The organism is Streptomyces sp. RPA4-2, from assembly GCF_012273515.2.
Classification (GTDB): domain Bacteria; phylum Actinomycetota; class Actinomycetes; order Streptomycetales; family Streptomycetaceae; genus Streptomyces; species Streptomyces kaempferi.
In genome coordinates this window covers 2,084,897-2,111,080 of the sequence record NZ_CP050975.2, presented here as the reverse complement: position 1 = coordinate 2,111,080, position 26,184 = coordinate 2,084,897, and the positions used below count along the sequence as shown (strand labels likewise).

Below are 26,184 nucleotides of genomic sequence, written 5' to 3'. Positions count from 1 at the left end.
CATCGGTGTGACTCCTCATACCGGTGATCGTGCGTGAGGCGACGGGGGGCTGACGGAGGTTCACCCGTGACCAGGCCCACAGAGGCACGGCACGCCGTGCCGTGCCGTGGCGTGCGGAGGGGGCGGCTCCCCCCGTGGGAGCCGCCCCCTCCGCACGGTTCGATCCATTTCTCGAACCGCTGGTTGCCTGGGACTGGTGTGCCCGGTCTACTTCTTGTCGAGCACGTCCTGCACCTTGGCGCGCACCTCGTCCGTGGCCAGACCGCGGATCGTCAGCGTCGTACGGCGGCGCAGCACGTCGTCCGTCGTCTCGGCCCACTCGTGGTCCCGGGCCCACACGACCTGCGCCCAGATCTCGGGGGCGTCCGGGTGGACGCGCTCGCCGAGTGCCGCGTCCTCGTTCGCCAGGCGCGCGATGTCGAAGGCCAGCGAGCCGTAGTGCGTCGCGAGGTGCCTGGCGGTGTCGGCGCCCATCCGCGGGCCGGGTGCCGGGCCGTCGACGAGCAGCCGGTGGGCGACCGCGCGCGGGTTGGCGACACCGGGCAGCGGCAGCTTCTTCGGCAGCGCGGAGATCGGCTCGAAGTCCTCGCCCAGCGGGTGGCCGGGCAGCGACTCCAGCTTCTTCATGACCGTACGGCCGATGTGCCGGAACGTGGTCCACTTGCCGCCCGCGACCGAGAGCATGCCGCCACGGCCTTCGGTGACGACCGTCTCGCGCTTCGCCTTCGAGGTGTCGCCGGGACCGCCGGGCAGCACCCGCAGACCGGCGAAGGAGTACGTGATCAGATCGCGGGAGAGCTGCTGGTCGCGGATGGAGAACGCGGCCTCGTCGAGGATCTGGGCTATGTCCTTCTCGTTGACCGCGACCTCGCCCGGGTCCCCCTCGTACTCCTCGTCGGTGGTGCCGAGCAGCAGCATGTCCTCCCAGGGGAGGGCGAAGGTGATGCGGTACTTGTCGATCGGGGTCGCGAGCGCGGCCTTCCAGGGGGAGGTGCGCTTGAGGACCAGGTGCGCGCCCTTGGACAGGCGGATGGACGGCGCGGCGTTCGCGTCCTCCATCCGGCGCAGGTGGTCGACCCAGGGGCCGGTGGCGTTGAGGACGAGGCGCGCGTCGACGCCGAACTCGGCACCGTCCGTGCGGTCCTTCAGCTCCGCTCCCGTGACCCGGCCCCGGGTGAAGCGCAGACCGGTCACCTCGGCGTGGTTGAGGACCACCGCACCCGACTCGACGGCCGCGCGGACGGTCATCAGGGCCATCCGGGAGTCGTTCATCTGGTCGTCGCCGTACACCGCGACGGCCTTCAGGTTGTCGGTGCGCAGTTCCGGCACGTCCTGCGCCGCCTTCGAGGGGCTGAGCAGGTGCCCCACGCCGTCACCGAACGCGGAGAGCGCCGAGTACGCGAACACACCGGCTCCGAGCTTCGCCGCGCCGTGCGGCCCGCCCTTGTACACGGGGAGGTAGAACGTGAGCGGGTTCGCCAGGTGGGGGGCCACCTGGCGGGAGACCGCACGGCGCTCGAAGTGGTTCTCCGCCACCAGCTTCACCGCGCCGGTCTGCAGGTAGCGCAGACCGCCGTGGAGAAGCTTGGAGGAGGCGGAGGAGGTGGCGCCGGCGAAGTCACCGGCGTCGACCAGGGCCACCCGCAGACCGGACTGCGCGGCGTGCCAGGCGGTGGAGATGCCCAGGATGCCGCCGCCGATCACGAGAAGGTCGTACGTCGCCTTGGAGAGTTGCTCCCGGGTCTCGGCGCGGCTCGGGTTCGAGCCGGAGGCCGGGTGCGTACCGAGGGCAGGCACGGACTGCAGGGTGGACTGGCTGGTCATTGCGGGTTCTTACTCCTCGTCAGTTCTCGTCTTCGATCCAGCCCATGGTCCGCTCGACGGCCTTGAGCCAGCTCTTGTACTCACGGTCGCGGATGTCCGCGTCCATGTTGGGGGTCCACTCCGCGGCCCGGCGCCAGTTGGCGCGCAGGTCCTCGGTGTTGGACCAGAAGCCGACGGCGAGGCCGGCGGCGTAGGCGGCGCCGAGGCAGGTGGTCTCGGCGACCATCGGGCGCACCACGGGGGCGTCCAGGAAGTCGGCGAGGGTCTGCATCAGCAGGTTGTTGGAGGTCATGCCGCCGTCGACCTTGAGGGCCGTGAGCTCGACGCCGGAGTCCTTCGTCATGGCGTCGGTGATCTCGCGGGTCTGCCAGGCGGTCGCCTCCAGGACGGCGCGCGCGATGTGCGCCTTGGTGACGTACCGGGTCAGGCCGGCGATCACACCGCGGGCGTCGGAGCGCCAGTACGGGGCGAACAGGCCGGAGAAGGCCGGTACGAAGTAGGCGCCGCCGTTGTCCTCGACCGACGACGCGAGCGTCTCGATCTCGGCGGCGGACTTGATCAGGCCCATCTGGTCGCGCATCCACTGCACCAGCGAACCGGTGACGGCGATGGAGCCCTCGAGGGCGTACACCGGAGCCTGGTCGCCGATGCGGTAGCCGACGGTGGTCAGCAGACCCGAGTACGAGTTGATGATCTTGTCGCCGGTGTTCATCAGCATGAACGTGCCGGTGCCGTAGGTGGACTTGGCCTCACCCTCGGAGAAGCAGGTCTGGCCGAACAGGGCCGCCTGCTGGTCGCCGAGCGCGGAGGCGACCGGGATGCCGCCGAGCAGCTCGCCGAGCGGGCCTCCGGTGACCTCGCCGTAGACCTCGGCGGAGGAGCGGATCTCGGGGAGCATCGCCAGCGGGACGCCGATGGACTCGGCGATCTTCTCGTCCCACTCCAGGGTGTGCAGGTTCATCAGCATGGTGCGGGAGGCGTTGGTGACGTCGGTCACGTGGCGGCCGCCGTCGACACCACCCGTCAGGTTCCAGATGACCCAGGTGTCCATCGTGCCGAAGAGGATGTCCCCGGCCTCGGCGCGCTCGCGCAGGCCCTCGACGTTGTCGAGCAGCCAGCGGGCCTTGGGGCCGGCGAAGTACGACGCGAGCGGCAGGCCGGTCTCGCGGCGGAAGCGGTCCTGGCCGACGTTGCGGCCGAGCTCCCTGCAGAGCGCGTCGGTGCGGGTGTCCTGCCAGACGATGGCGTTGTGGACGGGCTCGCCGGTGTTCTTGTCCCAGAGCAGCGTCGTCTCACGCTGGTTGGTGATGCCGATCGCCTTGATGTCGTCGCGGGTGATGCCGGCCTTCTCGATGGCCCCGGCCACGACTTCCTGGACGTTGGTCCAGATCTCGGTGGCGTCGTGCTCGACCCAGCCCGGCTTCGGGAAGATCTGCTCGTGCTCCTTCTGGTCGACGGAGACGATGCGGCCGTCGCGGTCGAAGACGATGCAGCGGGACGAGGTGGTGCCCTGGTCGATCGCGGCGATGAAGGGGCCGGCGGTGTGTGCGTCGGTCACGGTGTGCTCCTGAAGGTTCCGAATGGAAGGGCGGTGTCTACGTGTTTACGTCGCGCTGCTCTGGAGGTGCGGTAAGCGGTGCTCCGGGCGTGCCTCGAGGCGTTCGGCTCTTCGGCGGTGCTCCTGGGCGGTGTTCCCGAGCGGTGCTTCGGCGATGCTCCTAAGCGAAGGCGACGTTGTAGAGGCCTGCGGCGATCGCGCCGCCGATCAGCGGACCGACGACCGGGACCCAGGCGTAGCTCCAGTCGGAACCACCCTTGTTCGGCAGGGGGAGCAGGGCATGCACGATGCGCGGACCGAGGTCACGGGCCGGGTTGATCGCGTAGCCGGTGGGGCCACCGAGGGAGAGACCGATCGACACGACCACGAGGGCGGTGATCAGGGCGCCGAGGGGGCCGAGGCCGTTGCCCTTGTCGTTCAGACCCTGGGTGAGGACCGCGAGCACCAGAACCACGGTGCCGATGATCTCCGTGGCGAGGTTCTGCACCGCGTTGCGGATCTCGGGGCCGGTGGAGAAGATGCCGAGCACCGGGCCGGCGGCCGGCTCCTCGGCCTCGACGGCCTTGGCGGCCGGCTCCTCGGCCGCGCCGACGATCTCGGGGTCGGTCAGGTGCGCCCGGAACTGCCCGTAGTACACGACCCAGACCAGCGTGGCACCGATCATGGCGCCGAGCAACTGGCCGCCCCAGTACACCGGCAGGTTGTTCCAGCCGCCGTCCTTGATGGTGAGCGCCAGCGTCACGGCCGGGTTCAGGTGCGCGCCGGACAGCGGCGCGGAGGTGTAGACGGCCGTGAGGACCGCGAAACCCCACCCGAAGGCGATGGCGAGCCAGCCGGCGTTACGGGCCTTCGAGGCCTTCAGCGTGACGGCGGCGCAGACGCCACCACCGAGCAGGATGAGTATGGCGGTACCTATGGTCTCGCCGATGAAGATGTCGGAGCTGGACACCCGCGACTCCTTTGTCCTTCGTCCAGGAAGCCGAACCCCGGGTCCCTCCGGTGGTTCGCGCCCTCGGGGGTGAGGGCGATGACGGCCGCTGGCACTGCCACACCCTAACGCTTTTGCCGTCAGGTGTTCGACAATGTCGACCGATGGACGGGAGTCTTGCTCCGGTGTTACCAGCTCGTCAAGGGTTCCGTTATCGAAAACACGATCGTTATTGATTGCTGTGAGCTATCGATCTTCTGGCGGGAGCGCACCGCACGCGAACGGGTACGTCGTGTGTGCGCCGGGCGCGTCCCGCGGGGATGCGGGGTGTGATCCGCGGGGATGCCGGGCGCGTTCCGCGGGGGGTTGCGGGGCACGTTCCCCGTGCGGCTCCAGGCATGTCACGCGGAGACGCGCGACACGCGAAAGGCCGGCACGTCGGTGACGTACCGGCCTGTTGGCCGAGGGGATCGCGCGGGCATGCCGGGGGCGGGCGCACCCGGACACGCGAGCCGCCGCGCGCGGGCGTCCGCGCGCCGCCGGCGGGCGTCAGAACCGCCCGGCCCCCAGGTCCCGCGACACCGCGCGGGCGCAGTCCCGCACCGCCGCGATCAGCTCGGGGCGCAGCTCCCCGTCCTTGCAGACCCGCTCCACGGCCCCGGTGATGCCCACCGCGCCGACCGGCATGCGCCGCCGGTTGTGGATCGGGGCCGCGACCGAGGCGACGCCCGTCCAGGTCTCCTCGACGTCGTCCGCGTACCCGCGCGCCCGGGTCAGGTCGAGAACCCCTTCGAACTGCTCCAGCGCACTGACCGTCCGGGCCGTGAACTCGTTGCGCTCGGCCTCCAGGACCTCGCTGTGCGCCACCGGGTCGTACGCCGACAGGACCTTGCCCAGCGCCGTGGAGTGCAGCGGCTGCATGGCCCCGACCTCCAGCACCTGGCGGCTGTCGTCGGGCCGGAACACGTGGTGCACGATCAGCACCCCCTGTTGGTGCAGGACCCCCAGGTAGACGCTCTCCCCGCTGGAACGGGCCAGGTCGTCGGTCCACACCAGCGCCCGCGCCCGCAGTTCGTGCACGTCCAGATAGGTGGTCCCGAGGCGCAGCAGTTCGGCGCCGAGCTGGTAGCGCCCGGAGACGGTGTCCTGTTCGACGAAGCCCTCCTGCTGAAGGGTGCGCAGTATGCCGTGAGCCGTGCCTTTGGCCAGGCCCAGCGACGAGGCGATGTCGGACAGGCCGAGCTGTCGCTCGCCGCCCGCGAGCAGGCGCAGCATCGCCGCCGCCCGTTCGAGCGACTGGATGTTCCGTGCCATCGCCGTGCTGCCTCCGTTCCCCTTGGGCCGTTGGCGGGCCCCTGCGCTGCCGCCGTTCGGCAATGTCGAACACTACCGTTCGTCGACGAGCTCTCGCTAATAGGTGGTCGCAAGATGTCTCGTCTGTTCTTAACACCCCGGTCGCCTCCGCCACGCGCGTCCGTCCTCTGGACGCCGCCGACCCTCCGGTGGTGCTCCGGGCTACCCTGACGGCGTGCGCCTTCCATGGGAAGCGCAAAGCCGACAGCCGTCGCACTCCAGGGAGCACCTTCATGGCTTCGTTGCCGAACCCGTCCCCTTCGTCCGAGCTCGCCGAGAACCGGACCCGTATCGCCGCACTGCGCGAGGCCCTCGCCGGCCGTGTCGTGGTGGCCGACGGCGCGATGGGCACGATGCTGCAGGCGCAGGATCCGACGCTGGAGGACTTCGAGAACCTCGAAGGCTGCAACGAGATCCTGAACCTCACCCGGCCCGACATCGTCCGTTCGGTCCACGAGGCCTATTTCGATGTGGGCGTCGACTGCGTCGAGACGAACACCTTCGGTGCGAACCACTCGGCCATGGCCGAGTACGACATCGCCGACCGTGTCCTCGAACTGTCCGAGGCGGGAGCCCGGATCGCCCGCGAGGTCGCGGACGGCTTCGCCTCCCGCGACGGCCGCCGGCGCTGGGTCCTCGGCTCCATCGGCCCCGGCACCAAGCTGCCGACCCTCGGCCACGTCGCCTACGGCACACTGCGCGACGGCTTCCAGGCCAACGCCGAGGGACTGATCGCCGGCGGCGCCGACGCCCTGATCGTCGAGACCACCCAGGACCTGCTGCAGACCAAGGCCTCCCTGCTGGGCGCCCGCCGCGCCATGGAGGCACTCGGACTCGACCTCCCGCTGCTGTGCTCGATGGCGTTCGAGACGACCGGCACCATGCTGCTGGGCTCCGAGATCGGCGCCGCGCTCACCGCGCTGGAGCCGCTCGGCATCGACATGATCGGCCTGAACTGCTCGACCGGCCCCGCCGAGATGAGCGAACACCTGCGCTACCTCACCCGGCACTCCCGTATCCCGCTGCTCTGTATGCCGAACGCCGGCCTGCCGGTCCTGACCAAGGACGGCGCGCACTTCCCGCTCGACCCCGAGGGCCTCGCCGACGCGCAGGAGAACTTCGTCCGCGACTACGGCCTGTCCCTGGTCGGCGGCTGCTGCGGTACGACGCCCGAGCACCTGCGCCGGCTCGTCGAGCGGGTACGGGGGGTCGAACCCACCGAACGTCACCCGCAGCCCGAACCCGGCGCCGCGTCGCTCTACCAGACCGTGCCGTTCCGCCAGGACACCGCGTACATGGCGATCGGCGAGCGCACCAACGCCAACGGTTCGAAGAAGTTCCGTGATGCGATGCTGGCGGCCCGCTGGGACGACTGCGTGGAGATGGCCCGCGACCAGATCCGCGAGGGCGCCCACATGCTCGACCTCTGCGTCGACTACGTCGGCCGGGACGGCGTCGCGGACATGGAGGAGCTCGCCGGACGCTTCGCCACCGCCTCGACGCTGCCGATCGTCCTCGACTCGACCGAGGTCGAGGTCATCCGCGCGGGCCTGGAGAAGCTCGGCGGCCGGGCCGTCATCAACTCCGTCAACTACGAGGACGGCGACGGCCCCGAGTCGCGCTTCGCGAAGGTGACCGGGCTCGCCCGGGAGCACGGCGCCGCACTGATCGCGCTGACCATCGACGAGGAGGGCCAGGCCCGCACCGTCGAGACCAAGGTCGCCATCGCCGAACGGCTGATCGAGGACCTGACGGGCAACTGGGGCATCCACGAGTCGGACATCCTCATCGACACCCTGACCTTCACCATCTGCACCGGTCAGGAGGAGTCCCGGAAGGACGGCATCGCGACGATCGAGGCGATCCGCGAGCTGAAGCGGCGCCGCCCGGACGTCCAGACCACGCTGGGCCTGTCGAACATCTCCTTCGGCCTCAACCCGGCGGCCCGCGTCCTGCTCAACTCGGTCTTCCTCGACGAGTGCGTCAAGGCGGGCCTCGACTCCGCGATCGTGCACGCGAGCAAGATCCTGCCCATCGCGCGCTTCGACGAGGAGCAGGTCACCACCGCCCTCGACCTCATCCACGACCGGCGCGCCGAGGGATACGACCCGCTGCAGAAGCTGATGGCGCTGTTCGAGGGCGCCACCACCAAGTCGCTGAAGGCGGGCAGGGCCGAGGAACTCGCCGCGCTGCCCCTGGACGAACGGCTCAAGCGGCGCATCATCGACGGCGAGAAGAACGGCCTGGAGGACGACCTCGCCGAGGCCCTCCAGGACCGCCCCGCCCTCGACATCGTCAACGAGACGCTCCTCGACGGCATGAAGGTGGTCGGCGAACTGTTCGGCTCCGGCCAGATGCAGCTGCCGTTCGTGCTCCAGTCCGCCGAGGTCATGAAGTCCGCGGTGGCCTACCTCGAACCGCACATGGAGAAGTCGGACTCCGAGGGCAAGGGCACCATCGTCCTGGCCACCGTGCGCGGAGACGTCCACGACATCGGCAAGAACCTCGTCGACATCATCCTGTCCAACAACGGCTACAACGTCGTCAACCTCGGCATCAAGCAGCCGGTCTCCGCGATCCTGGACGCCGCCGAGGAGCACCGGGCCGACGTGATCGGCATGTCCGGGCTGCTGGTCAAGTCCACGGTGATCATGAAGGAGAACCTGGAGGAGCTCAACCAGCGCGGGCTGTCCGCCGACTATCCGGTCATCCTCGGCGGTGCGGCCCTGACCAGGGCGTACGTGGAACAGGACCTGTACGAGATCTACGAGGGCGAGGTCCGCTACGCCCGCGACGCGTTCGAGGGCCTGCGCCTGATGGACGCGCTGATCGGGGTCAAGCGGGGCGTGCCCGGGGCCGTGCTGCCCGAACTGAAGCAGCGCCGGGTGCGGGCGGCCGCCGCGCAGACCGTGGTCGAGGAGCGCCCGGAGGAGGGGCACATCCGCTCCGACGTCGCCGTCGACAACCCCGTGCCCACTCCGCCGTTCTGGGGCACCCGCGTCATCAAGGGCATCCAGCTCAAGGAGTACGCGTCCTGGCTGGACGAGGGCGCGCTGTTCAAGGGCCAGTGGGGTCTGAAGCAGGCCCGTACGGGCGAGGGACCGACGTACGAGGAGCTCGTCGAGACGGAGGGCCGGCCGCGGCTGCGCGGGCTGCTGGACAAGCTGCAGACCGACAACCTGCTCGAAGCGGCCGTCGTCTACGGCTACTTCCCGTGCGTGTCCAAGGACGACGACCTGATCCTGCTGGACGAGCAGGGCAACGAGCGCACCCGGTTCACCTTCCCGCGCCAGCGCCGCGGACGCCGGCTGTGCCTGGCCGACTTCTTCCGGCCCGAGGAGTCCGGTGAGACGGATGTCGTCGGCCTCCAGGTCGTCACCGTCGGCTCCCGGATCGGCGAGGAGACCGCCAAGCTCTTCGAGTCCAACTCCTACCGCGACTACCTCGAACTGCACGGCCTGTCCGTGCAGTTGGCGGAGGCGCTCGCCGAGTACTGGCACGCCCGCGTCCGTTCGGAGCTCGGCTTCGCGGGGGAGGACCCGGCGGTCGTCGAGGACATGTTCGCCCTCAAGTACCGGGGCGCCCGCTTCTCCCTCGGCTACGGCGCCTGCCCCGACCTGGAGGACCGCGCGAAGATCGCCGAACTCCTGGAGCCCGAGCGCATCGGCGTGCACCTCTCGGAGGAGTTCCAGCTGCACCCCGAGCAGTCCACGGACGCCATCGTGATCCACCACCCGGAGGCGAAGTACTTCAACGCGCGCTGAGGCGTGTGGCGCAATTCCCGCCCGCCTCGTGCCGCGACAGGCGGCGTCCGCCCCGTCGCTCGAACATCCCTGCCGCGGCACGAGGGGGGTCCCCTCGCGCCTCCGTCCGGCGCGAGCCGCCGGACGGCCCTGGGCCCTGTCACGCGTCGCGCGGGTGTCGAGAGGCACTCTGGCCACGGGAGACGTACACTGGTCGGTCCACCGCAGGCCGGTCGCCCCTTGCTCTCCGAAGGGTGACCGGCCTGATCGTCCCCCAAGGAGGTGCGCCAGGATGACCAGCACGGTCCCCGCGCTCGGTACCCGTACGGCCGAAGGCTCCGCACTGCAAGCCGTACTCCTCGACATGGACGGCACCCTGGTGGACACCGAGGGCTTCTGGTGGGACGTCGAGGTCGAGATCTTCAGGACCCTCGGGCACGCCCTCGACGACTCCTGGCGCCAGGTGGTCGTCGGCGGCCCCATGACCCGCAGCGCCAACTTCCTGATCGAGGCCACCGGAGCCGACATCACCTTCGACGAGCTCTCGGTGCTGCTGAACGACGGCTTCGAGCGCCGTATCGGCGTGGCCCTGCCGCTGATGCCGGGCGCGACCCGGCTCCTCGCGGAACTCGCGGCGCACGAGATTCCCACCGCACTGGTCTCCGCCTCGCACCGGCGCATCATCGACCGGATCCTGGCCTCGCTCGGACCCCAGTACTTCACGCTGACCGTCGCGGGCGACGAGGTGGAGCGGACGAAGCCGTTCCCCGACCCGTATCTGCTGGCCGCCGCCGGTCTCGGCGTGGATCCGGCCAGGTGCGCGGTCATCGAGGACACCGCCACCGGCGTCGCGGCCGCCGAGGCGGCGGGCTGCCAGGTGGTTGCCGTACCCTCGGTCGCGCCCATCGCCCCCGCGGCCCGGCGCACGGTCGTGACCTCGCTGGAAGAGGTCGACCTGGCTTTTCTGCGCGGCCTGATGACGGAAATGCGCTAGGCGTTCACCCAGCGTGCGTATCCGAAAGATCGGATTGTCGTGGCGTATCCGGGGGTAAGTGGAACGGAGCCGCCGCGGGTAATTCGATCTGTGGGCGGACGGCCGAATTCCGGTACGCCCGGGCCAAGTTGACCATGTGATGTTCGTCACGTGACAGAGGGTCGACAGGGGGCTCGCCGTGTGCCGTTATCCCCTTTTCGGGGGTGATCGGGACGTCCTTGTGTCCCGATTGGTGGAACGCTGCACGAATCCTTCCGCTGTCGGGTTATCGGTGCGTCCGCGCCCGGTTTCGCAGCGTGATGGGAACTCAACTCCGGTCTCTGTGAGCTGTCCTGGCGGTGCGGACTAATGTCATCGCGAGAACCTCGCCATAACCCCCGTGACTCGCCCGCACCACCCCTGTATGGCGTGTACATGGACACGACAGCTCTGGAGAAACTCGAGCATGAACCGCAAGACTTTGGTGCTGCCGGCCGTTGTGGGTCTGCTCGCCCCGGTGCTCGCCGCGTGTGGCGGTTCCGGCAGCGGGGGCAACAGCGGCGATGCGATCGTCGTCGGCACCACGGACGGGTTCACCGCATCGAAGGATGCCCCGGCTCCTTTTGACCCGGCGTACGCGTACGACGTCGGTACCTGGAACGTCCTGCGTCAGACGGTGCAGACGCTGATGGTCCAGCCCCGTGGTGACGGCGATCCCCAGCCCGAGGCCGCCGAGAGCTGCGGTTTCACCGACTCCGGCAACGAGCGCTACGCGTGCAAGCTGCGTGAGGGCCTGAAGTTCGCGAGCGGTGACCCGATCACCGCCAAGGACGTGAAGTTCTCGATCGACCGCGCGATGGCGATCAAGGCCGACAGTGGTGTGTTCGCGCTGCTGTCCACCGTCGACACCGTCGAGGCGCAGGGCGACCGCGAGGTGATCTTCCACCTCAAGAGCGCGGACGCGACCTTCCCGTTCAAGCTGTCGACCCCGGTCGCCGGCATCGTGAACCCCAAGGACTACGACAAGGGCAAGCTGCGCGACGGGTTCCAGGTCGACGGCTCCGGCCCGTACACCCTTGAGGCCGATGTCAAGAACGACGCGGCGGTCAAGATGGTCTTCACCAAGAACCCGAACTACAAGGGTCTGCTGAAGCCGAAGAACGACAAGGTCGAGATGCGGTCCTTCGCCAGCGCGGACGCCATGGGCGCCGCGCTCGACAAGGGCGACATCGACCTGATGACCCGTTCGATGACGCCGGAGCAGATCAAGAAGCTCGGCAACCTCGGCACGGACGGCAACATCGACCTCGTCGAGATGCCCGGTCTCGAGATCCGCTACCTCGGCTTCAACACCGACGACCCGTCGGTGAAGAGCAAGGCCGTCCGTCAGGCGATGGCCGAGGTCATCAACCGCGGCGATCTGGTCTCCAAGGTGTACGGCTCGCAGGCCGAGCCGCTGTACTCGCTCGTCCCGGCCACCATCACCGGCCACTCGAACTCGTTCTTCAACAAGTACGGCGACCCGAGCGTGGCCAGGGCCACCACGACGCTGTCCAAGGCCGGCATCACCACGCCGGTGAAGCTCACCCTGCACTACACGACCGACCACTACGGTACGGCCACCAAGCAGGAGTTCGAGGTGCTGAAGCAGCAGCTCAACGCCACCGGCCTGTTCCAGGTCGACGTCAAGGGCACGCCCTGGGAGACGTTCCGCCCGGCCGAGCAGAAGGGCAAGTACCAGGTCTACGGCATGGGCTGGTTCCCCGACTTCCCGGACGCCGACAACTACCTGGCGCCGTTCCTCGACAAGGACAACACCCTCGGCTCCCCGTACGTGAACACCAAGATCCGCGGCACGCTGATCCCGGACTCGCGTCGCGAGGCCGACCGCCTCACCGCGTCGAGGAGCCTTACGGAGATCCAGAACATAGTGGCCGATGACGTGCCGATCCTGCCGCTGTGGCAGGGTAAGCAGTACATCGCCGCGCGGGACGACATCACGGGTGCCGAATGGGCCCTCAACTCCTCCTCGACGCTCCAGCTGTGGGAGCTCGGTCGCGGCGTGGGCGGCTGACCGGTCCTCCAGGGGCGTCGGCCGCCCCGGACCGGCGTCCGCCGGACCGGCGCTCCAGAGAACCAATGACAAGGCACCTCCTCGTGAACATGCGCAACCAATGGCCGGTCCTGTCCGTCGCGACGGGGCTGGCCATCGGCCTGCTCGCAGGCTGCGGCTCGGAAACGGGCGGCACCGGGAGCACCGGCTCCTCCGTCGTGATCGGGATGTCCGACGACGTCCTGGCCACCGACCCGGCGTCCGGGTACGACTCGGGATCCTGGCTGTTGTTCAACAACGTCTTCCAGTCCCTGCTGAGCTTCTCCAACGGCGCCACGGAGCCGTCGCCCGAAGCCGCCAAGGAGTGCTCGTTCTCGGGCACCGGGACCACGGTCTACACCTGCACCCTCAAGGACGGCCTGAAGTTCAGCAACGGTGACCCGCTCACCTCGAAGGACGTCAAGTTCTCCTTCGACCGCATGCTGAACATCGCGGACCCCGCAGGCCCCGCGGTCATGTTCCCCATGCTCGACACCGTGCGGGCCCCGGACGCCAGGACGGTGGTCTTCAAGCTCAAGTACGCCGACGCCACCTTCCCGAGCAAGATAGCCTCCGGCGCCGGCTCGATCGTGGACCACCGGCAGTACGCCGGGAACGGGCTGCGCGCGGACCACCAGGCGGTCGGCTCGGGCCCGTACAAGCTGGACTCCTTCGACAAGGACCAGGCCGTCTTCTCGGTCAACGACAGCTACCGGGGCACCGCCAAGGTGAAGAACTCCGGTGTCACGCTGAGGTTCTTCCACGGCGCCCAGGACGCCCTGAGGACGGCGGTGCTGGACCACCGGGTCGACGTCGCCTACCGGGGTCTGGCCGCCGACGGCATCGCGGACATCACCAACGACACCTCCACCGGCAGGGGCGTCAGCATCGTCGAGGGCAGCAGCGCCGAGGTGCAGCACCTGGTCTTCAACATGGACGACCCGGTGGCCGGCAAGCTCGGCGTGCGCAAGGCCATCGCCTATCTGCTCGACCGCGCGGCCCTCGTCAACGAGGTCTACCAGGGCACGGCGACGCCGCTCTACTCGATCATCCCGGCCGGGATCACGGGCCACGACACGGCCTTCTCCGACACCTACGGTGACCGCCCGTCCAAGGAGAAGGCCGCCGCGGCGCTCAAGGACGAGGGCGTCACCGGCAAGGTCGCCCTGACGCTCTGGTCGACCCCGTCGCGCTACGGCCCCGCCACCGACCAGGAGTTCAGAGCGATCGCCCAGCAGCTCAACGCCAGCGGGCTGTTCCACGCGACCGTGAAGTCCGTCGCCTACGACCGGTACGAGAAGGACGTCGCCCGCGGCAAGTACGGCGTCTACGTGAAGGGCTGGGTGCCCGACTACCCGGACCCCGACAACTTCACGGCCCCCTTCTTCGGCAAGGGCAACGTGCTGCAGAACAACTACACCAACAGCACCGTCACCGGTCGTCTCATCCCGAAGACGGCCGCCCAGAGCAACCGCTCCTCCACCGAAGCCGAGTACGGCAAGATCCAGGACATCGTGGCCGAGCAGCTCCCGGTCATCCCCGTCTGGCAGGCCAAGCAGTACGCGGTCGTGCGGGACAACGTCTACGGCCTGGAGAACTGCCTCGACTCCTCGACCGTGTTCCGGTTCTGGGAGATCAGCAAGGACTGAGCGGGCCCGAACACACCCGCCCGTACACGACCGTGGGCGCCTTCCTCCAGGACGTACGGGAGGAAGGCGCCCACGGTCGCACCGCCGGTGGGGTCACTGCGCGCCGGGGCGCACCAACCCGCTCTCGTACGCGTACACCGCGGCCTGCACCCGGTCGCGCAGACCCAGCTTGGTGAGGACGTGGCCCACATGCGTCTTGACGGTGGTCTCGCTGACGAACAGGTCGGCGGCGACCTCCGCGTTCGACAGACCGCGCGCCACCAGCTTCAGCACCTCCACCTCGCGCTCGGTGAGGGTGTGCAGGGTGTCGGGCACGGGCTCGTCGCCGGACGGCAGGTGACTCGCGTACTTGTCCAGGAGCCGGCGTGTGATGCTCGGGGCGAGCATCGCCTCGCCCGCGGCGACCACCCGGATCGCCTGCACCAGCTCGTTGGCCGGAGCGTCCTTCAGGAGGAAACCGCTGGCGCCCGCCCGCAGCGCCTCCACCACGTACTCGTCGAGGTCGAAGGTCGTCAGGACGAGCACCTTGGCCGGGCCGTCGCGCCCCGGGCCGGTGATCTGCCGGGTCGCCTCCACCCCGTCCATCCGCGGCATGCGGATGTCCATCAGAACCACATCGGGCTGCAGGGCACGCACCTGATCCAGTGCCTGGAGACCGTCACCGGCCTCGCCGACGACCGCCAGATCCTGCTCGGCCTCCAGAATCATCCGGAAGCCGGTGCGCAGCAGCGGCTGGTCGTCGACCAGTAGGACGCGGATGGCCACGTAAGTCTCCTTCGCTAGTCCGGCCCCATTCTGCCCTGCTCGGTACCGCCCGACTCGGGCGCCCTGACCGGGAGTGGATACGGCGGGGGAGTACCGCCGAATTCCGGACACACCGCCTGGTGGTCGCACCAGCCGCAGAGTTTGGTGGGACGCGGCCGCCAGTCGCCCGTCTCGGTGGCCTCCCGGATCGCCTCCCACAGCGCGAGCAGCTTGCGCTCGACCCGCTCCAGGTCCGCGATCGCCGGGTCGTACGTCAGCACGTCGCCGCTGCCGAGATAGACGAGCTGGAGACGGCGCGGGACCACCTGCTTCAGCCGCCACACCACCAGGGCGTAGAACTTCATCTGGAACAGCGCGCCCTCGGCGTACTCGGGCCGGGGGGCCTTGCCCGTCTTGTAGTCGACGATCCTGACCTCGCCCGTCGGCGCCACGTCGACGCGGTCGATGATGCCGCGCAGCTTCAGCCCGGAGTCGAGCCGGGCCTCGATGAAAAGCTCGCGCTCGGCGGGCTCGAGCCGGGTCGGGTCCTCCAGGCTGAACCAGCGCTCCACCAGCCGCTCCGCCTCGCCGAGCCAACGCGCCAGCCGCTCACCCTCGGGGTCGTCGGCGAACAGCTCCACGACCTCGGGCCGTGTCTCGCGCAGCCGGTCCCACTGGCCGGGGATGAGGGACTTGGCACGCGGGGCCGTCCGCTCCGTCGCCGGGGAGTCGAAGAGCCGCTCCAGCACCGCGTGCACCAGCGTGCCGCGGGTGGCCGCCTCGCTCGGCTTCTCGGGGAGCTTGTCGATCACCCGGAACCGGTAGAGCAGCGGGCACTGCATGAAGTCGCTGGCGCGCGAGGGCGACAGGGACGCCGGCGGCGCGGCCGTGACAGCCGCGGTCGGCTCGGGCGGGACGGCGCCCTCGGTGCTGGTCTCCATGTCCCAAGACCTTACGGCCCGCCACTGACAGTGAGTGCACGCGAGGGACTGGTGCGACGGCACGGAAAACAGAGGGGGTGCCGGGGCGGAACGTGTCGCGACCGACGCATACCATCGACCACAGACCCTGCTTCGCATGATCGGGAGCGGGAGACGCTTCGAACGAGGGGACATCGTGGACGAGAGCGGCGGGAGCGGGCAGCCGCGATCCGGCACCGACGAAGCGACCGAGCGCCACGAGGGGCCCCAGGCCCCCGCCGGGCCGGCCGCGGACGCCACGCGACCCGGACCGGACCGGCACGAGCGCCCGCGGGCAGCCGCCGACCCGAACACCGCCGACCCGACCCGCGCGCACCCGGAGCCCCCGACCCGAGCCGCGCGACGACCCGGACGCCCCTCCACGGCGAGCCGCACGAGACCTCCGCGAACGGACCCGGGACGGACGGTGACCGCCGACGACCACGCCGCCCCCGCCCCGGACGCAGGACGCCCGTCCCCGGAGTCCCACGAACCCGACCGGCCCACCGGCACGGACACCACCGCGCACCACCGCACCCTCGCCCAGTCCGGTACCGGCACCGGTACGGACGGCGCCGGCGGTGGTCGCGGGCCGAGGCCCCCACGCCGCCGCCGGGAGCCCGGTGGCGGACTGCTGATGGGGCGTCCGTTCGGCGTACCGGTCTACGTGGCGCCCAGCTGGTTCCTCGTCGCCGCGCTGATCACCTGGGTGTTCGGCGGCCAGCTCGACCGCGTGCTGCCCGAACTCGGCGCCCTGCGCTACCTCGTCTCCCTCTTCTTCGCGGTCGCCTTCTACGCCTCCGTGCTGGTCCACGAGCTGGCCCACACGGTCGCCGCCCTGCGCTTCAAGCTGCCGGTGCGCCGGATCCAGCTGCAGTTCTTCGGCGGGGTGTCCGAGATCGAGAAGGAGGCCGAGACCCCGGGCCGGGAGTTCGTGCTGTCCTTCGTCGGACCGCTGCTCTCACTGGTCCTCTCCGGCCTCTTCTACCTCGCCATGCTCGCCGTCGAGCCCGGCACGGTCCCCGGTGTCCTGCTCGCCGGTCTGATGATCTCCAACCTGATCGTGGCCGCCTTCAACCTGCTCCCCGGTCTTCCCCTGGACGGCGGCCGGATGCTCCGCGCCGTCGTCTGGAAGATCACCGGCAGGCCGATGACCGGCACCGTCGCGGCGGCCTGGGTCGGCCGCGCGCTCGCCGTCTCCGTCCTGATCGGCCTGCCCCTGCTCACCCAGTCCGGAGCGCTCGGCGAGACCCAGGACAACATCGGCGGCATGGACACGGTCACCGACGCCCTGCTGGCCGCGATCCTCGCCGCCATCATCTGGACCGGCGCCGGCAACAGCCTGCGCATGGCCCGTCTGCGCGAACACCTGCCCGAACTGCGGGCCCGCTCGCTCACCCGGCGAGCGGTCCCGGTCGAGACCAGCACCCCTCTCTCCGAGGCGCTGCGCCGCGCCAACGACGCGGGCGCCCGCGCCCTGGTCGTCGTCGACGCCAACGGCGAGCCCCTCTCCCTGGTGCGCGAGGCCGCCATCGTCGGCGTACCGGAACACCGCCGCCCCTGGGTGGCCGTCAGCGGCCTCGCCCAGGACATCACCGACGGCATGCGGGTCTCCGCCGAGCTCGCGGGCGAGCCACTCCTCGACGTCCTGCGCGCGACCCCCGCGACCGAGTACCTGGTGGTGGAGGACTCGGGTGAGATCTACGGGGTCCTCTCGGCGGCGGACGTCGAGCGGGCCTTCGTCAAGGCGATGGCCAGGCCCTCCTGAACCGCGCATCGGCCATGGTCGGCGCCCCGCGCGGGGACCGGTAGGCTGTTCACATGTCCGAACCGACCGGTGCCGCCCGCAGGCGCGGGCCCTTCAAGGTCGGGGACCAGGTTCAGCTGACCGACCCCAAGGGCCGCCACTACACGTTCACGCTCGAGGCCGGGAAGAATTTCCACACCCACAAGGGTTCCTTCCCGCACGACGAGCTGATCGGTGCTCCCGAGGGCAGCGTTGTCCGCACCACGGGGAACGTCGCCTATCTCGCGCTGCGCCCCCTGCTCCCCGACTACGTCCTGTCCATGCCCCGCGGTGCCGCCGTGGTCTACCCCAAGGACGCGGGGCAGATCCTGGCCTTCGCGGACATCTTCCCCGGCGCACGCGTCGTGGAGGCGGGCGTCGGCTCCGGCTCGCTCAGCAGCTTCCTGCTGCGCGCCATCGGCGACCAGGGCATGCTGCACTCCTACGAGCGCCGCGAGGACTTCGCGGAGATCGCCCAGCAGAACGTGGAGCGCTACTTCGGCGGCCCGCACCCCGCCTGGCAGCTCACCGTGGGCGACCTCCAGGACAACCTGAGCGACACCGAGGTCGACCGCGTCATCCTCGACATGCTCGCCCCCTGGGAGTGCCTGGAGGCCGTCTCCAAGGCACTCGTCCCCGGCGGCATCCTGTGCTGCTACGTGGCGACGACCACCCAGCTCGCGCGGACCGTCGAGTCCATCCGCGAGATCGGCTCCTTCAACGAGCCGACCGCCTGGGAGTCGATGATCCGCAACTGGCACATCGAGGGCCTCGCCGTCCGCCCGGACCACCGGATGATCGGGCACACCGGCTTCCTGCTCACCGCCCGCCGCCTCGCGGACGGCGTCGAGCCGCCCATGCGCCGGCGCCGCCCCGCCAAGGGCGCCTACGGCGAGGACTACGCCGGTCCCAACGCCGACGGCGGCACCGCCCGCTGATCCGGCCGGCGTCCCCGCCGCGCGCGTACCCAACGCTCCACCCCTGTGGCCGAGTTCCCGGAGACACCCGGGGACCCGGCCACAGGCCTTTCCGCAACTGGGGCAGGGCGCGTTTCTGTTGACGCGCCGCCAGAAGTCCGGACCCCGCCGTTCCGCCCGACTGTGACGTGTGGCACCATGCTGGCCACTCCACCCCCACACCGGCACAGCCCTCCCAGGAGACGCTCCCAGTGCAGCAATCCGTCGTCCCGGAACTGGCACACACGCACACCCGTCCCATCCACTGGCTGGCGACGGCCACCGCCGTGGCCGGGGTCGTCGCCCTGTCCTCGGTCGTCCAGCCCGGATCGGCCACGGCGGCCCAGCCCGGCCCCGGGGCGAAGGCCGCTCCGGCCGCGATCGCGCCCCCGGACCCCGCGGCCGTCACCTTCCCCCTCGATTGCGGGCCCACCGAGGTCGTCGTGCAGAAGAAGGCTTCGGGAGACCTCGACGGCGACGGCAGCCCGGAGACGGTCGCCGTGGTCCGCTGCGACGCGGGCTCCGGCACCCCGCCCAACGGTGTCTACGTCCTCACCCAGGGCGGGGCGGCGAAGAAACCCCGGATCGTCGCCACCCTGGTCGATCCGAAGGACCGGCTGAGCGTCACGGGCTTCGCCGTACGTGACGGCGCCGTCACCGCGACCCTGCTCGGCTACTCGTCGGCCGACGTGCCGAGTTGCTGTCCGGACGTGAAGGACCGGGCCAAGTGGCAGTGGAAGAACGGAGCGTTCATCCGCTCGACGCCTTCCGACGCCCAGAGCGTATGAGAAGAATGTGAGAAAAGAGACAATCCGTCACGTGGAGTGGCTTCCGGATCACTCCACGTCGGGTCCGTAGACCTCGACCCTGTCCGAAACCCGACGTACGTGGATGCAGTCGCCCGGGCACTCCTTGGCCGAGTCGGTCACGTCACGCAGAAGCGTCAGCGGTACGGGCGTTGTGGCGCCCGGGGCCTGCAGCAGCTCGTCGTCGGCGCTCTTCACGTAGGCCAGGCCGTCGATGTCCAGCTCGAAGACCTCCGGCGCGTACTGGGCGCAGATCCCGTCTCCGGTACAGAGGTCCTGGTCGATCCATACCTCGAGCGCCTCGCCGCTTGCTCCGGCCTCCTGCTGCACGGTCATTTCTCCTGCCGTTTCCTGCGTCGAGCGATCCGAAGACTGGGGAATCGGGCCAGCTCTGACGGGTGTTGAACACTTTGAGCCTACCTCCGTCGGCTTCCCAATCATGTTGGGTGGGTATTCCCCTGGCGTGAGGGAGAGCGCAAGGGTGAAGATCGGACACGCCTCGACAGTCTTTGTGATCTAGGGGTTTCAATCGACACCCACCCAGGTAGGGTCTGGAAGCGTCCAGCTCCCCTTGGAGGAGGTGAGGACCGTGGCAGCCCACGACGACGACATGAACCGCGGCATCCGCCCGGGACGAGGGTCCGATGACCCTGCCGGGCAGGTTGCCTACCTTGAGCAGGAGATCGCCGTCCTGCGACGCAAGCTCGCCGACTCTCCGCGGCACACGAGGATTCTCGAGGAGCGGATCGTCGAGCTGCAGACCAACCTGGCCGGCGTGTCCGCGCAGAACGAGCGGCTCGCCAACACGCTCCGTGAGGCCCGCGACCAGATCGTGGCCCTCAAGGAAGAGGTCGACCGGCTCGCGCAGCCGCCGGCGGGCTTCGGTGTCTTCCTCGTGGCGAACGAGGACGGCACGGCGGACATCTTCACCGGGGGCCGCAAGCTCCGGGTGAACGTCAGCCCCAGCGTGGAGCTCGAAGAGCTCAGGCGCGGCCAGGAAGTGATGCTCAACGAAGCCCTCAACGTGGTCGAGGCCATGGAGTACGAGAGCGTCGGCGACATCGTCACCCTCAAGGAGATCCTGGAGGACGGCGAGCGCGCCCTCGTGGTGGGGCACACCGACGAGGAACGGGTGGTACGGCTCGCCGAGCCGCTGCTGGACGTCACCATCCGTCCCGGCGACGCCCTGCTTCTCGAACCCCGTTCCGGCTATGTCTACGAGGTCGTTCCCAAGAGCGAGGTCGAGGAACTCGTCCTCGAAGAGGTCCCGGACATCGGCTACGAGCAGATCGGCGGCCTGGGGAACCAGATCGAAATGATCCGCGACGCGGTCGAGCTCCCGTACCTCTACCCCGACCTCTTCAAGGAGCACGAACTGCGGCCGCCCAAGGGTGTGCTGCTCTACGGGCCCCCCGGATGCGGCAAGACGCTCATCGCCAAGGCGGTCGCCAACTCGCTGGCCAAGAAGGTCGCCGAGGTCACCGGCCAGGCCACCGGCAAGAGCTTCTTCCTCAACATCAAGGGCCCCGAGCTCCTGAACAAGTACGTCGGCGAGACCGAGCGGCAGATCCGCCTCGTCTTCCAGCGTGCTCGTGAGAAGGCCAGCGAGGGCACCCCCGTCATCGTCTTCTTCGACGAGATGGAGTCCCTCTTCCGCACCCGTGGATCGGGCGTCAGCTCGGACGTGGAGAACACCATCGTCCCCCAGCTGCTCGCCGAGATCGACGGCGTGGAGGGCCTGGAGAACGTGGTCGTGATCGGTGCCTCGAACCGTGAGGACATGATCGACCCCGCGATCCTGCGCCCCGGACGACTCGATGTGAAGATCAAGATCGAGCGCCCGGACGCCGAGGCCGCCAAGGACATCTTCGCGAAGTACCTCACCCAGCGCCTTCCGCTGCACTCCGACGACCTCGGAGAGCACGGCGGGGACCGGGCAGCCACCGTCCACGGCATGATCCAGACCGCCGTGGAGCAGATGTACGCCGAATCCGAGGAGAACCGCTTCCTCGAGGTCACCTACGCCAACGGCGACAAGGAAGTCCTGTACTTCAAGGACTTCAATTCCGGCGCCATGATCGAGAACATCGTGGGCCGCGCCAAGAAGGCGGCCATCAAGGCCTTCCTCGAACAGAACCAGAAGGGCCTCCGGGTCTCCCACCTCCTCCAGGCGTGCGTGGACGAGTTCAAGGAGAACGAGGACCTGCCGAACACCACCAACCCGGACGACTGGGCCCGGATCTCCGGAAAGAAGGGCGAACGGATCGTTTACATCCGTACGCTCGTCACCGGAAAGCAGGGCGCGGACACCGGACGCTCCATCGACACGGTGGCCAACACCGGTCAGTACCTGTAAAAGCCAGGGCGGCTGCGGGTGCCCTCCACGGGTACCCGCAGCCGACTGCTTTCCGGGGCACGGCTGGAGCACAGCAATGACGCAAATGATCTCCCCACCAGCGCAGAGGCGTTCTAGGCTCTTTCGTACCGCCGAGTCGCGCGTTGCGGGGACGGGCACCGCACACGCACCGGAGCACCAGCGGTACTTGAGCAGCGCCCCCGACCGAGGGCGCCGCCGGGCAAGGAGGGCCGCATGACCGTACGGCGAGTAATGGGCATCGAGACGGAGTACGGGATCTCCGTCGCCGGCCACCCCAACGCCAATGCCATGCTCACCTCGTCCCAGATCGTCAACGCGTACGCCGCGGCGATGCACCGGGCGCGCCGCGCCCGCTGGGACTTCGAGGAGGAGAACCCGCTGCGGGACGCGCGAGGCTTCGACCTCGCCCGCGAGGCCGCCGACTCCAGCCAGCTCACCGACGAGGACATCGGCCTGGCCAATGTCATCCTCACCAACGGCGCACGGCTGTACGTGGACCACGCGCACCCGGAGTACAGCTCGCCCGAGGTCACCAACCCGTGGGACGCGGTCCTGTGGGACAAGGCCGGCGAGCGCATCATGGCGGAGGCCGCGGAACGGGCGGCCCAGCTCCCCGGCGCCCAGCCGATCCACCTCTACAAGAACAACACCGACAACAAGGGCGCCTCGTACGGCACGCACGAGAACTACCTGATGAAGCGGGAGACCCCCTTCTCGGACATCGTGCGCCACCTCACGCCGTTCTTCGTGTCCCGTCAGGTCGTCACCGGAGCGGGCCGCGTCGGCATCGGCCAGGACGGCCACGAGCACGGCTTCCAGCTCAGTCAGCGGGCCGACTACTTCGAGGTCGAGGTGGGCCTCGAGACCACGCTGAAGCGCCCCATCATCAACACCCGTGACGAGCCGCACGCGGACGCCGAGAAGTACCGCAGGCTGCACGTGATCATCGGCGACGCGAACCTGTCGGAGATCTCGACCTATCTGAAGCTGGGCACGACCGCCCTGGTCCTGTCCATGATCGAGGACGGTTTCATCGCCGTCGACCTCGCGGTGGACCAGCCGGTGCGCACGCTGCACCAGGTGTCGCACGACCCGACCCTGAAGCGGCTCGTCACGCTGCGCAGCGGACGCACGCTGACCGCGGTGCAGCTCCAGATGGAGTACTTCGAGCTGTCGCGCAAATACGTGGAGGAGCGGTTGGGGGCGGACGCCGACGACCAGACCAAGGACGTACTGGTCCGCTGGGAGGACACCCTGAACCGTCTGGAGAACGATCCGATGAGCCTGGCCGGCGAGCTCGACTGGGTCGCCAAGCGGGAGCTCATGGAGGGCTACCGGCGCCGGGACGACCTCGACTGGGACGCCGCCCGGCTGCACCTGGTCGACCTCCAGTACGCCGACGTACGCGCCGAGAAGGGCCTGTACAACCGTCTGGCCGCCCGCGGCAAGATGAAGCGCCTGCTGGACGAGTCGGACGTCGAGCGGGCCCGGACGAAGCCGCCGGAGGACACCCGCGCGTACTTCCGCGGCCGGTGTCTCGAACAGTACGCGGACGACGTGGCGGCGGCCTCCTGGGACTCGGTGATCTTCGATCTGCCCGGCAGGGACTCGCTCCAGCGCGTTCCAACCCTGGAGCCGCTTCGCGGAACGCGTAATCACGTCAAGGAGCTCCTCGATCGCTGTCGCACGGCGGAAGACCTGGTCAAGGTCCTCTCGGGCGGCTGAGCCGGCCGTACGGGGTCCTGGGGCCCCGTACGGCGCATCGGGGTGGAAAAGGGCGACGCCCGGGAATCATGGAGGTGGCCCCCGGACGTTGTGGCAACTGCGGGGCCGATGTCGGACCCTGCTTGTAGGGTCTGATCAAGAACGTCGAACCGAGCGGGGTGAGGGTTATGGCGACCAAGGACACCGGCGGCGGACAGCAGAAGGCGACGCGTTCCACCGAGGAGGTCGAGGAGCAGGCGCAGGACGCGCAGGCGACGGACGACCTCAAGGAACGCCAGGAGAAGCTGTCGGACGACGTCGACTCCGTACTGGACGAGATCGACGATGTCCTCGAGGAGAACGCGGAGGACTTCGTGCGAAGTTTCGTTCAGAAGGGCGGCGAGTAACCTTCGGATCGAAGGTTACGGGGGCTTTCGGCTCGGTGAACGAAGAAGAAGTGAAGTGCTGCGTGCGGTGCGGCGAGCACAAGCCGTACGCAGCCTTCGTTCGCAGGCGGTCCGATCCGGATGGTCGAGCTGTGAACTGAGTGGCGCCTCAAGGCGACGGCCTCGCACGGGCCGTCCACGCGCTGCGAGACGTGCCGAGCCGTTGAGGGGCGCGCGCAGGCCTCCTGTGGTGCCGGTACGGCATGACCGAAGCCGAGCGTGACGAGCTGGTGGCCCCTCAAAAGGGGCCCTGCGTGATCTGTTCGAAAGCTCCCGCAGTTCACGTGGATCACTGCCACGAGACGGGTAGGGTCCGTGGCGTACTGTGCTTCAACTGCAATTCGGCCATCGGCAAGTTGGGAGATGATCCCGACGCTGTTCGTCGGGCTGCCGCCTACTTGGAAGGATCCCCGTGGAAGCCAACACTCGTAGCACCGGGCGTCTACCGGCTGCCTTCCTGACGCCCGGGTCGTCGTCCTTCATGGACTTCCTGGGCGAGCATCAGCCGGAGATGCTCCCGGGCAGGCGGCAGCTGCCGCCCGTACAGGGCGTGATCGAGGCCCCGCACGGCACGACCATCGTCGCCGTCACGTTCCCCGGCGGAGTCGTCCTCGCCGGCGACCGGCGGGCCACCATGGGCAACATGATCGCTCAGCGCGACATCGAGAAGGTCTTCCCCGCCGACGAGTACTCGGCGGTGGGCATCGCCGGTACGGCGGGCCTGGCCGTCGAGATGGTCAAGCTGTTCCAGCTGGAGCTGGAGCACTTCGAGAAGGTCGAGGGCGCCACGCTCTCCCTGGAGGGCAAGGCCAACCGTCTCTCCACCATGATCCGTTCCAACCTCGGCATGGCCATGCAGGGCCTCGCCGTGGTCCCCCTCTTCGCGGGCTACGACGTGGACCGCGAGAAGGGCCGCATCTTCTCCTACGACGTCACCGGCGGCCGCTCCGAGGAGCACGGTTACGCCGCCACCGGCTCCGGCTCGATCTTCGCGCGCGGTGCCATGAAGAAGCTCTACAGCAACGACCTGACCGAACAGCAGGCCACCACCCTGGTCATCCAGGCGCTGTACGACGCGGCCGACGACGACTCGGCGACGGGCGGTCCCGATGTCGCCCGCCGGATCTACCCGATCGTCACCGTGATCACCGAAGAGGGATTCCGCCGTCTCACCGAGGAGGAGTCCTCGGAGATCGCCCGCGCGATCCTGGAGCGGCGCCTGGAGCAGCCGGACGGCCCCCGGGCCGCGCTGCTCTGAGTCCGGCCTCTTTACCCAGGTGACCCTGTGACTTCGACAGAAAGGGACGGATAACCGGTGTCGACGCCGTTCTATGTCTCACCCCAGCAGGCCATGGCCGACCGTGCGGAGTACGCCCGCAAGGGCATCGCCCGCGGTCGCAGCCTCGTCGTGCTGCAGTACGCCGACGGCATCGTGTTCGTCGGCGAGAACCCGTCCCGCGCGCTGCACAAGTTCAGCGAGATCTACGACCGGATCGGCTTCGCGGCCGCCGGCAAGTACAACGAGTACGAGAACCTGCGGATCGGCGGTGTGCGCTACGCCGATCTGCGCGGTTACACGTACGACCGTGACGACGTGACCGCGCGCGGTCTGGCCAACGTGTACGCCCAGACGCTGGGCACGATCTTCTCCAGCGCGGCCGAGAAGCCGTACGAGGTGGAGCTCGTGGTCGCCGAGGTGGGGGAGACCCCCGACGGGGACCAGATCTACCGGCTGCCGCACGACGGATCGATCGTGGACGAGCACGGGTCGGTCGCGGTCGGCGGCAACGCGGAGCAGATCAGCAGCTATCTGGACCAGCGCCACCAGGACGGCATGTCGCTGGCCGAGGCGCTGAAGCTGGCCGTGCAGTCGCTGTCGCGGGAGCCGAACGGCGGCGAGCGGGAGATTCCCGCCGAGCGCCTGGAGGTGGCGATCCTGGACCGTACGCGCCCGCAGCAGCGCAAGTTCAAGCGCATCGTCGGGCGTCAGCTGGCCCGCTTGCTGGAGGAGGGCGGCGCGTCCACCGCCACCGAGGCCGAGGATCCCGAAGACGACGAGTGACCCCGCTCGCGCCCCGCGCACCGGTCGTCCGGTGGGCGGGGCGCAGCCATGTCCGGGCGGCTTCGGGCCTTCAAGGGGCGCTCCATGGCGCCGCGGAGCGCGTCGGACCGCCGGGCCGCGCCGCGGGCATGTACCCCTGCCCGTCGGGCGCCCGGCGCCCGGCACGGTGCCGCGCGGCGGCGTCGGATCACCCGGATCGTCCAGCACCCGGATACGCCCCCGTG

20 protein-coding genes are annotated in these 26,184 nt (G+C 69.3%); 13 read left to right on the top strand and 7 right to left on the bottom strand.

The genetic code is table 11. The features are described 5' to 3' along the window. Window positions 1–207: 207 nt before the first annotated feature. From HEP85_RS08925 to HEP85_RS08910, 4 genes are all read right to left on the bottom strand, one after another. A complete protein-coding gene (locus HEP85_RS08925) occupies window positions 208–1,824 on the bottom strand; it encodes a glycerol-3-phosphate dehydrogenase/oxidase (RefSeq protein ID WP_168527301.1) in 1,617 nt (538 codons plus the stop codon). A 19-nt stretch (window positions 1,825–1,843) separates the two neighbouring features. Further along, window positions 1,844–3,382 carry a glycerol kinase GlpK gene (glpK, locus tag HEP85_RS08920; RefSeq protein WP_153291511.1) on the bottom strand — a complete coding sequence of 513 codons (1,539 nt, stop codon included), beginning with the start codon at window positions 3,380–3,382 and terminating at the stop codon, window positions 1,844–1,846. Between the two features lie 160 nt (window positions 3,383–3,542). Further along, window positions 3,543–4,331 (bottom strand): MIP/aquaporin family protein, encoded by a 789-nt coding sequence (locus HEP85_RS08915; protein WP_329286553.1) that lies wholly within the window; start codon window positions 4,329–4,331, stop codon window positions 3,543–3,545. Window positions 4,332–4,859: 528 nt separating this feature from the next. Further along, window positions 4,860–5,624 carry an IclR family transcriptional regulator gene (locus HEP85_RS08910; RefSeq protein ID WP_168527299.1) on the bottom strand — a complete coding sequence of 255 codons (765 nt, stop codon included), beginning with the start codon at window positions 5,622–5,624 and terminating at the stop codon, window positions 4,860–4,862. Between the two features lie 272 nt (window positions 5,625–5,896). Here HEP85_RS08910 and metH point away from each other — a divergent pair, with 272 nt between their 5' ends. The 4 genes from metH (at window position 5,897) to HEP85_RS08890 (ending at window position 14,120) form a co-directional block, all read left to right on the top strand. Then, entirely contained in the window at window positions 5,897–9,427 is a 3,531-nt protein-coding gene (metH, locus tag HEP85_RS08905; RefSeq protein WP_168527298.1) for a methionine synthase, read from the top strand. A 271-nt stretch (window positions 9,428–9,698) separates the two neighbouring features. Then, window positions 9,699–10,400: an HAD family phosphatase gene (locus HEP85_RS08900; protein WP_168527297.1), complete on the top strand. Its 702-nt coding sequence runs from the start codon at window positions 9,699–9,701 to the stop codon at window positions 10,398–10,400. 445 nt (window positions 10,401–10,845) lie between these two features. Beyond that, a complete protein-coding gene (locus tag HEP85_RS08895; RefSeq protein ID WP_168527296.1) occupies window positions 10,846–12,453 on the top strand; it encodes an ABC transporter substrate-binding protein in 1,608 nt (535 codons plus the stop codon). An 83-nt stretch (window positions 12,454–12,536) separates the two neighbouring features. Beyond that, on the top strand, window positions 12,537–14,120 hold the full coding sequence (locus HEP85_RS08890; protein WP_168533465.1) for an ABC transporter substrate-binding protein: 1,584 nt from the start codon (window positions 12,537–12,539) through the stop codon (window positions 14,118–14,120). A 93-nt stretch (window positions 14,121–14,213) separates the two neighbouring features. Here HEP85_RS08890 and HEP85_RS08885 read toward each other — a convergent pair whose 3' ends face one another. Together HEP85_RS08885 and HEP85_RS08880 are read right to left on the bottom strand one after the other, a co-directional pair. Then, window positions 14,214–14,885, bottom strand: a complete 672-nt coding sequence (locus HEP85_RS08885) for a response regulator transcription factor (RefSeq protein WP_168527295.1) — start codon at window positions 14,883–14,885, stop codon at window positions 14,214–14,216. A 14-nt stretch (window positions 14,886–14,899) separates the two neighbouring features. Beyond that, a complete protein-coding gene (locus HEP85_RS08880; RefSeq protein ID WP_168527294.1) occupies window positions 14,900–15,805 on the bottom strand; it encodes a PD-(D/E)XK nuclease family protein in 906 nt (301 codons plus the stop codon). A gap of 175 nt (window positions 15,806–15,980) precedes the next feature. Here HEP85_RS08880 and HEP85_RS08875 point away from each other — a divergent pair, with 175 nt between their 5' ends. The 3 genes from HEP85_RS08875 (at window position 15,981) to HEP85_RS08865 (ending at window position 19,353) form a co-directional block, all read left to right on the top strand. After that, the gene (locus tag HEP85_RS08875; protein WP_168533463.1) at window positions 15,981–17,591 is read left to right on the top strand and encodes a site-2 protease family protein; all 1,611 of its coding nucleotides are present in this window, start codon (window positions 15,981–15,983) and stop codon (window positions 17,589–17,591) included. 53 nt (window positions 17,592–17,644) lie between these two features. Then, on the top strand, window positions 17,645–18,547 hold the full coding sequence (locus HEP85_RS08870) for a tRNA (adenine-N1)-methyltransferase (protein WP_148007688.1): 903 nt from the start codon (window positions 17,645–17,647) through the stop codon (window positions 18,545–18,547). 230 nt (window positions 18,548–18,777) lie between these two features. Beyond that, on the top strand, window positions 18,778–19,353 hold the full coding sequence (locus tag HEP85_RS08865; protein WP_168527293.1) for a hypothetical protein: 576 nt from the start codon (window positions 18,778–18,780) through the stop codon (window positions 19,351–19,353). A gap of 48 nt (window positions 19,354–19,401) precedes the next feature. Here the strand turns inward: HEP85_RS08865 and HEP85_RS08860 are convergent, their stop codons facing one another. Next, on the bottom strand, window positions 19,402–19,707 hold the full coding sequence (locus HEP85_RS08860; RefSeq protein WP_168527292.1) for a ferredoxin: 306 nt from the start codon (window positions 19,705–19,707) through the stop codon (window positions 19,402–19,404). 253 nt (window positions 19,708–19,960) lie between these two features. Here HEP85_RS08860 and arc point away from each other — a divergent pair, with 253 nt between their 5' ends. From arc to prcA, 6 genes are all read left to right on the top strand, one after another. Then, window positions 19,961–21,727, top strand: coding sequence for a proteasome ATPase (arc, locus tag HEP85_RS08855; RefSeq protein ID WP_168527291.1), 1,767 nt, complete (start codon window positions 19,961–19,963; stop codon window positions 21,725–21,727). 234 nt (window positions 21,728–21,961) lie between these two features. Next, window positions 21,962–23,473 carry a depupylase/deamidase Dop gene (gene dop, locus HEP85_RS08850; protein WP_348772389.1) on the top strand — a complete coding sequence of 504 codons (1,512 nt, stop codon included), beginning with the start codon at window positions 21,962–21,964 and terminating at the stop codon, window positions 23,471–23,473. 167 nt (window positions 23,474–23,640) lie between these two features. After that, on the top strand, window positions 23,641–23,859 hold the full coding sequence (locus HEP85_RS08845; RefSeq protein WP_127181041.1) for a ubiquitin-like protein Pup: 219 nt from the start codon (window positions 23,641–23,643) through the stop codon (window positions 23,857–23,859). A 242-nt stretch (window positions 23,860–24,101) separates the two neighbouring features. Beyond that, complete coding sequence (locus tag HEP85_RS08840) at window positions 24,102–24,359, top strand: endonuclease VII domain-containing protein (RefSeq protein ID WP_248001874.1); 258 nt, start codon at window positions 24,102–24,104, stop codon at window positions 24,357–24,359. Then, window positions 24,311–25,156: a proteasome subunit beta gene (gene prcB, locus HEP85_RS08835; RefSeq protein WP_168527290.1), complete on the top strand. Its 846-nt coding sequence runs from the start codon at window positions 24,311–24,313 to the stop codon at window positions 25,154–25,156. Before HEP85_RS08840 ends, prcB begins: the two co-directional genes overlap by 49 nt. A gap of 57 nt (window positions 25,157–25,213) precedes the next feature. Next, window positions 25,214–25,960, top strand: coding sequence for a proteasome subunit alpha (gene prcA, locus HEP85_RS08830; RefSeq protein ID WP_148007692.1), 747 nt, complete (start codon window positions 25,214–25,216; stop codon window positions 25,958–25,960). Window positions 25,961–26,184 lie beyond the last annotated feature (224 nt).

Excerpts from the sequence above, each read along its gene's own strand:
- HEP85_RS08925 (WP_168527301.1), bottom strand. The coding sequence starts at position 1,824 with ATGACCAGCCAGTCCACCCTGCAGTCCGTGCCTGCCCTCGGTACGCAC.
- HEP85_RS08910 (WP_168527299.1), bottom strand. The coding sequence starts at position 5,624 with ATGGCACGGAACATCCAGTCGCTCGAACGGGCGGCGGCGATGCTGCGC.
- metH (WP_168527298.1), top strand. The coding sequence starts at position 5,897 with ATGGCTTCGTTGCCGAACCCGTCCCCTTCGTCCGAGCTCGCCGAGAAC.
- HEP85_RS08900 (WP_168527297.1), top strand. The coding sequence starts at position 9,699 with ATGACCAGCACGGTCCCCGCGCTCGGTACCCGTACGGCCGAAGGCTCC.
- HEP85_RS08895 (WP_168527296.1), top strand. The coding sequence starts at position 10,846 with ATGAACCGCAAGACTTTGGTGCTGCCGGCCGTTGTGGGTCTGCTCGCC.
- HEP85_RS08880 (WP_168527294.1), bottom strand. The coding sequence starts at position 15,805 with ATGGAGACCAGCACCGAGGGCGCCGTCCCGCCCGAGCCGACCGCGGCT.
- HEP85_RS08870 (WP_148007688.1), top strand. The coding sequence starts at position 17,645 with ATGTCCGAACCGACCGGTGCCGCCCGCAGGCGCGGGCCCTTCAAGGTC.
- HEP85_RS08860 (WP_168527292.1), bottom strand. The coding sequence starts at position 19,707 with ATGACCGTGCAGCAGGAGGCCGGAGCAAGCGGCGAGGCGCTCGAGGTA.
- dop (WP_348772389.1), top strand. The coding sequence starts at position 21,962 with ATGACCGTACGGCGAGTAATGGGCATCGAGACGGAGTACGGGATCTCC.
- HEP85_RS08845 (WP_127181041.1), top strand. The coding sequence starts at position 23,641 with ATGGCGACCAAGGACACCGGCGGCGGACAGCAGAAGGCGACGCGTTCC.
- HEP85_RS08840 (WP_248001874.1), top strand. The coding sequence starts at position 24,102 with ATGACCGAAGCCGAGCGTGACGAGCTGGTGGCCCCTCAAAAGGGGCCC.